The organism is Apilactobacillus kunkeei (assembly GCF_005930975.1).
In the GTDB taxonomy this organism is placed as follows: domain Bacteria; phylum Bacillota; class Bacilli; order Lactobacillales; family Lactobacillaceae; genus Apilactobacillus; species Apilactobacillus kunkeei_E.
The window spans coordinates 70214-77107 of record NZ_VBSE01000036.1; the positions used below are offsets into that span (position 1 = coordinate 70214).

General features: G+C 37.2%; 4 protein-coding genes, 7 tRNA genes, 1 riboswitch and 1 other annotated feature. Of the genes, 1 reads left to right on the plus strand and 10 read right to left on the minus strand.

Annotated features, from left to right (window positions below):
• Window positions 1–17 precede the first annotated feature (17 nt).
• Window positions 18–2435 (minus strand): leucine--tRNA ligase, encoded by a 2418-nt coding sequence (leuS, locus tag FD688_RS02310; protein WP_138741658.1) that lies wholly within the window; start codon window positions 2433–2435, stop codon window positions 18–20.
• Window positions 2436–2491: 56 nt separating this feature from the next.
• Window positions 2492–2698 (minus strand) — a binding site (T-box leader).
• 109 nt (window positions 2699–2807) lie between these two features.
• Between leuS and FD688_RS02315 the strand changes: the two genes are divergently transcribed.
• Window positions 2808–3374 (plus strand): class I SAM-dependent methyltransferase, encoded by a 567-nt coding sequence (locus FD688_RS02315; RefSeq protein ID WP_138741659.1) that lies wholly within the window; start codon window positions 2808–2810, stop codon window positions 3372–3374.
• Between the two features lie 21 nt (window positions 3375–3395).
• Here FD688_RS02315 and FD688_RS02320 read toward each other — a convergent pair whose 3' ends face one another.
• From FD688_RS02320 to FD688_RS02360, 9 genes are all read right to left on the minus strand, one after another.
• Window positions 3396–4865, minus strand: a complete 1470-nt coding sequence (locus tag FD688_RS02320) for an MDR family MFS transporter (RefSeq protein WP_190242883.1) — start codon at window positions 4863–4865, stop codon at window positions 3396–3398.
• Between the two features lie 75 nt (window positions 4866–4940).
• Window positions 4941–6128 (minus strand): methionine adenosyltransferase, encoded by a 1188-nt coding sequence (gene metK, locus FD688_RS02325; RefSeq protein WP_138741660.1) that lies wholly within the window; start codon window positions 6126–6128, stop codon window positions 4941–4943.
• Window positions 6126–6211: riboswitch (SMK box riboswitch) on the minus strand. (Overlaps the previous gene by 3 nt.)
• An 85-nt stretch (window positions 6212–6296) precedes the next feature.
• A tRNA-Leu gene (locus FD688_RS02330) sits at window positions 6297–6380 on the minus strand.
• 21 nt (window positions 6381–6401) lie between these two features.
• Window positions 6402–6472 (minus strand) — tRNA-Cys (locus tag FD688_RS02335).
• Between the two features lie 18 nt (window positions 6473–6490).
• Window positions 6491–6562 (minus strand) — tRNA-Gln (locus FD688_RS02340).
• Window positions 6563–6571: 9 nt separating this feature from the next.
• A tRNA-His gene (locus tag FD688_RS02345) sits at window positions 6572–6644 on the minus strand.
• A gap of 14 nt (window positions 6645–6658) precedes the next feature.
• Window positions 6659–6729, minus strand: a tRNA-Trp gene (locus FD688_RS02350).
• A 1-nt stretch (window position 6730) separates the two neighbouring features.
• A tRNA-Tyr gene (locus FD688_RS02355) sits at window positions 6731–6816 on the minus strand.
• Window positions 6817–6821: 5 nt separating this feature from the next.
• A tRNA-Phe gene (locus FD688_RS02360) sits at window positions 6822–6894 on the minus strand.

Here is a 6894-nt window from a genome sequence, read left to right on the forward strand (position 1 = left end):
ATTATCACTCTTTTTCTTTAGTTAGCAACGATATTTACAATCTTACCAGGAACAACAATTACTTTTCTAACCGTCTTTCCTTCAATATCTGCCTTAATCTTGTCGTCACTCATAGCTGCTTCTTGAGTAGCATCCTTAGATGCATCAGCTGCAACCTTAATATGAGCTCTAACCTTACCGTTAACTTGAACTACGATTTGTACTTCATCATCAACTAGTTTGCTTTCATCATATTCTGGCCATTTAGCATAAGCAATGCTGTCGTCATGACCAAACTTGCTCCATAGTTCTTCAGCCATATGTGGAATGATTGGTGAAACTAACTTCACGAATCCTTCCATGTAGTCTAAGAATAAACTATCTTGCTTGTAGCATTCGTTAATGAATACCATCATACTTGAAATAGCGACGTTGAAACGAAGATTTTCGTAATCATCAGTTACCTTCTTAACAGTTTGGTTGTAAATCTTATCTAATTTATGGTCGTTTACAGTAGTGATACGGTCACGAAGTTTGTCTTCGTCATCGATCATTAATCTCCAAACACGGTTAACCCATCTGTTGGCACCATTAATACCTTCAGTACTCCATGGTTTTGATTCAGTTAATGGGCCCATGAACATTTCGTATAATCTCAATGTATCTGCACCGTATTCTTCAACGATATCGTCAGGGTTAACAACGTTACCCTTTGATTTAGACATCTTTTCGTGGTTAGTACCTAAAATCATTCCTTGGTTAACTAACTTGTGGAATGGTTCCTTGGTAGGAACAACACCTAAATCGTAAAGAACTTTGTGCCAGAAACGAGCATATAGTAAGTGAAGAACGGCATGTTCTGCACCACCAATGTATAGGTCAACTGGTAGCCATTTCTTTAATAATTCAGGGTCAGCAATCATCTTATCGTTGTGTGGATCAATGTATCTTAAGTAGTACCATGAACTACCTGCCCATTGTGGCATAGTGTTAGTTTCACGTTTACCCTTACGACCATTTTCATCAACAACATTTACCCATTCGTCGATGTTAGCTAATGGTGATTCACCGGTACCTGATGGTTCAATGTTATCAGTTTCTGGTAATACCAATGGAAGTTCATCTTCTGGTACTAAACCAGTTTCACCGTCTTCCCAATGAATAACTGGGATTGGTTCACCCCAGTATCTTTGACGTGAGAAGATCCAGTCTCTTAAACGATAGTTAGTCTTTGCATGGCCTGCTTTGTTGTCTTCCAACCATTTAACGATAGCGTCAATGGCATCTTTTTTGTTCATACCATCTAAGAAGTCTGAGTTAATGTGAACACCGTCACCAGTGTATGCTTCTTTTTCGATATCGCCACCTTCGATAACTGGTTTGATAGGAAGTTCAAATTTCTTGGCAAATTCATAATCACGGTCATCATGAGCTGGAACAGCCATAATTGCACCAGTTCCGTAAGAAGAAAGAACGTAGTCACCAATCCAAATTGGAATTTGTTCACCATTAACTGGGTTAATTCCGTAAGCTCCGGTAAATACGCCAGACTTGTCTTTGTTTAAATCAGTACGTTCTAAATCAGACTTAGTCGCAACTTCCTTACGGTAAGCTTCAATTGCTTCTTTCTTGTCGTCAGTAGAAATCTTATTTACTAAATCATGATCTGGAGCTAACACAATGTATCCGGCTCCAAATAATGTATCTGGTCTAGTTGTGAAAACTTCGATTTTTTCATCATGGTCTTTAACGCCAAAGAATACACTGGCACCCTTTGAACGACCAATCCAGTTTCTTTGCATTTCTTTAATGCTTTCTGGCCAGTCTAAGTCATCTAAGTCATCGATTAAACGATCAGCATAAGCGGTAATCTTTAATACCCATTGTTTCATTGGAACACGGTATACTGGGTATCCACCACGTTCAGTCTTACCATCGATAACTTCTTCGTTAGCAACAACGGTTCCACCCATAAAGTCTGGAGCCCAGTTAACTTCAATTTCATCTTCGTAAGCTAAACCTTTTTTGTATAATTGTTCGAAAATCCATTGAGTCCACTTGTAGTACTTAGGATCAGTAGTATCAACTTCTCTGTCCCAGTCGTATGAGAAACCTAATGACTTGATTTGTTCTCTAAAGTGCTCGATGTTCTTTTGAGTAAATGAACCAGGATGGTTACCTGTCTTCAATGCATATTGCTCTGCAGGTAAACCGAATGCATCAAATCCAATTGGATGCAATACGTTCTTACCTTGCATTCTCTTAAATCTAGCCATGATATCAGTCGCCGTATATCCTTCAGGATGTCCTACATGAAGTCCTTGACCAGAAGGATATGGGAACATATCTAGAGCATAGTAATTTTCTTTATTTTCATCATTTGTTGTTTTAAAAGTTTCATTGGTTTCCCAATATTTTTGCCATTTCTTTTCAACATCTTTGTGATTATAAGCCATAAAAAATTCCTCCTTTAATCAGTTATCGAATAAAAAAGTCCTATAAGCTATAAAGCCTATAGGACGAACATTCCGCGGTACCACCTAAGTTTATCTATAAAATATAGATACATCTCAAGTCCTTAACGCGGAAAACGTCTTAACCTACTGAGATTCAGTCAAGATCTCTACGACTAGTTCAATTGGCATTGGTCTAAATTCGCAGCGACCATTTAGTTTCTGAAAAGCAACGCCAATCTACTACCTCGTATCAACAATTTCTATTCGGTAATTTAATTATTTTAAATATACCAGTCTACAGAATTAAAATCAAGGACAATTATCAAATGTGTTAGAATTATTGATAGTTATTAATTAAGGAGTAATTAAATAATGAAAATCCAACCATCAGTTAGATACAGTCATACTCTTTTATCTCAATTGGTGCAAAACGGCGACACTGTCGTTGATGCAACCGTTGGAAAGGGAAATGATACTGAGTTTTTATCACAGTTAGTCGGTGAGCATGGTAAAGTTTACGGCTTCGATGTGCAATCAGAAGCAATCAACTACACTAAAAAAAGATTAGATGACAAAAATTTATGTAATAACGTCACACTTTTTAATACTGGTCATGAAAATGTTGCAAAACTAGTCGATGAATCAATTAATGCCGCCATCTTTAACCTTGGATACCTACCAGGAAGCAATAAGGATATCATTACCAAACCAGATACCACCCTGACAGCGATTAAAGCATGTCTTGAAAAACTAGAAGTAAACGGCATAGTTGTCTTAGTTCTATACTATGGTCATGATGGAGGTCCACAAGAAAAGGATGCAGTAATTCAATATGCTCAAAGTTTAGATCAAAAAGCATTTTCCGTTATGCAATATCAATTTATCAATCAGGTCCATTGCCCACCTATCCTATTGGCAATACAAAAAAATTCCAACTAATTAAAGTTGGAATTTTTTATTTTATTTTTTAGCTAAAATACGATCGTATAAGTTTACAATTACCGCAAAGATAACAATAAACAAACATACCCAAAATACTTTGTGTAGTGAATCGTAAATCACGTTTCTTAATGGTTCCATTAACTTAGCAGGAACTAAATGAGCGGTTTTAACGTTAACAATTTTATTAATCATATCCATCTTAGCACCATCAGTATGAAGAATTCCAATGGTTAATTGTCTATTCATCACGATACCTAAAACGGCCACAATCAATGTTTGACCAAATATTCTACATAATGTATTGAATGATGTTGCAACACCGACATCTGTTTTTTCAACACTATTTTGTGAGATAACTGTTCCGTTGGTAATAGTGATTCCAAAACCAATTCCACAAATTGCTGCGATGGCAAAGAACCAAGCAAATGAGACGGTAAATGGAAGCAATACTACCCAAATGGCAGCAACTAAAATAAAGAATAAACCAAACATTGTTGCGTAAAATGCCTTCATTTTCGATAATAACCATCCAGATACAAATGCACCAAAGATCCAAAGGATGGAAGTTGGCGTGATAGCTAGACCAGAAAGTGTTGCTGGATATCCGAATATTCCCTGGGTCCAAACTGGAAGATAAACTTCTAGTCCCATCAAGAAACCACTGATTAGAAAGGCAATGATATTTTGAATAACAAACGTTCTGTTTTTCAGTAACTTCATTGGAATGATTGGGTTTTCAGCACAATGTTCTTTTCTTACAAATAAGATTAACAATAATATTGAGAAGAAAGTACAGTATGAGATTGGTTGCCAGTTATCAGATAAATCACTAATCAATTGGATGATGTACATCAATGATAGTAATAGTAATGATAGATAAATCATTCCTAGATAATCAATTGATTGTTTAACCACAATGTGTTTTTCATGAAAACTCATGATAAAAATAATTAAAGCAATGATTCCTAGCGGTACGTTTAAAAAGAAAATCCAGTGCCAACTAAGACTATCAACTAAAAATCCACCTATTAAAGGCGCCAAGATGGACGCAATCCCCCAAATAGCACCGTTTAATCCTAAGATTTTACCTCTATTCTCATCAGAATAAATATCAGCAACAATCGTGTATGATAAAGGCATAATTACACCAGCACCAACACCTTGAATTGCTCGCCAAATAATCAATGTTGTCATTGAACTAGACAATCCGGAAAAAATTGATCCGATTAAGAATATTCCAATCCCAAAGATGAAAATCTTCTTTCTACCAAATTGGTCGGATAGCTTTCCATAAATTGGAGTCGATATTGCATTGGTAAGTAAGTAAACTGAGAATACCCAGTTCATAATTGAAACACCATGTAAATCCCCTACAATTGTGGGCATCGCAGTTGATACAATCGTTCCTTCAACGGCACTCATAAATGTAGCGATAAACAATGATATGGTTACTAATAAAACATTGTTCTTTTGCGTATTAATACTCATTGTTCCTCCATCAAAATAAAAACGATTTATAAGTAACTTTCTACAAATAAATCGTCTTTATAGTTTTAAGATATATTATTTAAAGAAATTTTGTAGTTCTTCAACCTTGTCAGTGTGTTCCCAAGGTAAATCAACATCAGTTCTACCAAAGTGACCGTAAGCAGCAGTTTTCTTGTAAATAGGACGCTTTAGATCAAGCATCTTAATGATACCAGCTGGTCTTAAGTCAAAAATTTCTCTAATTGCTTTAATTAGGTCATTTTCTGAGACAGTGGCAGTACCAAAAGTATTTACAGAAATTGAAACTGGCTTTGCGACACCGATAGCGTAAGCAACTTGTACTTCAATACGAGTAGCTAACTTAGCAGCAACGATATTCTTAGCAATGTATCTAGCAGCATAACTTGCTGATCTATCAACCTTGGTAGCATCTTTACCAGAGAACGCACCACCACCATGATGAGCAGCACCACCGTAAGTATCAACAATAATCTTTCTTCCAGTTAATCCAGCATCACCTTGAGGTCCACCAATTACAAAACGACCTGTAGGATTAATGAAGAATTTGGTGTCATCATTTAGTAATTCTGCTGGAATAACAGCCTTAATTACTTGTTCAATAACATCTTTTCTAATTTGTTCTAAAGTAACATCTGAATCATGTTGAGTACTTAAAACAACCGTTTCAACAGCAACTGGTTTGTTGTTGTCATCATATTCAACAGTCACTTCAGCCTTTGCATCAGGTCTTAAGTATGGGATTGTACCATCTTTTCTTAAATCAGCAATTTTTCTCATTAATTTGTGACTTAAAGAAATTGGTAGTGGCATTAGTTCAGGTGTTTCATCAACAGCGTAACCAAACATTAGTCCTTGGTCACCCGCACCAATCTTATCTAGGACATCTTCACTACTGTCACGAGTTTCTAGAGAATCATCAACACCTTGAGCAATATCAGGTGATTGTTCATCAATGGCAACTAATACTGCACAAGTATTACCATCGAAACCATATTGGTCATTGTCGTAACCAATTTCTTTGATAGTTTCTCTAACGATTTTTTGAATGTTAACGTATGCTTTGGTAGTAATTTCACCAAAAACCAATACTAAACCAGTAGTTACTGAACATTCACAAGCAACTCTGGAATCAGGATCTTGCTTTAGCATTTCATCTAGGATAGCGTCACTGATTTGATCAGCAATTTTATCTGGATGTCCTTCTGAAACAGATTCTGATGTAAATAAATGTCTTTCTTGCATTTTAATGATTCCCCCTATTAATTTGGTTACAAGGCATCTTCACTATCAAGGTGAATCCTATCGGGAATACGCTTATAACTCTTAAAATAATATCATAACTTTAATATTTTTTAAAGTAATCACAAATACAAAAAAAGACTACCCTATCGGATAGTCTTTTTTAATTAGTACCGGAGGTGGGGTTCGAACCCACACGATCTTGCGATCACTGGATTTTGAGTCCAGCGCGTCTGCCAATTCCGCCACTCCGGCATAATATTAAAATGAAGCCAAAGGCGGTAATCGGATTTGAACCGATGATAAAGGTTTTGCAGACCTCTGCCTTACCACTTGGCTATACCGCCATTTTTGTTCGAATTCAACTGGGCTAGCTGGATTCGAACCAGCGCATAATGGAGTCAAAGTCCAGTGCCTTACCACTTGGCTATAGCCCAATTAAAAAGGGCGGTAGGTGGGAATCGAACCCACGCGTGTCGGAACCACAATCCGATGTGTTAACCACTTCACCACTACCGCCATAGCAACATCAACAGGGATAGCAGGAGTTGAACCCGCACCAACGGTTTTGGAGACCGTTGTACTACCATTATACTATATCCCTATGGTGGAGGGGAGTGGATTCGAACCACCGAACCCGAAGGAGCGGATTTACAGTCCGCCGCGTTTAGCCAGACTTCGCTACCCCTCCATAAATGGCGCGGGACAGAATCGAACTGCCGACACACGGAGCTTCAATCCGTTGCTCTACCAACTGAGCTACCGAGCC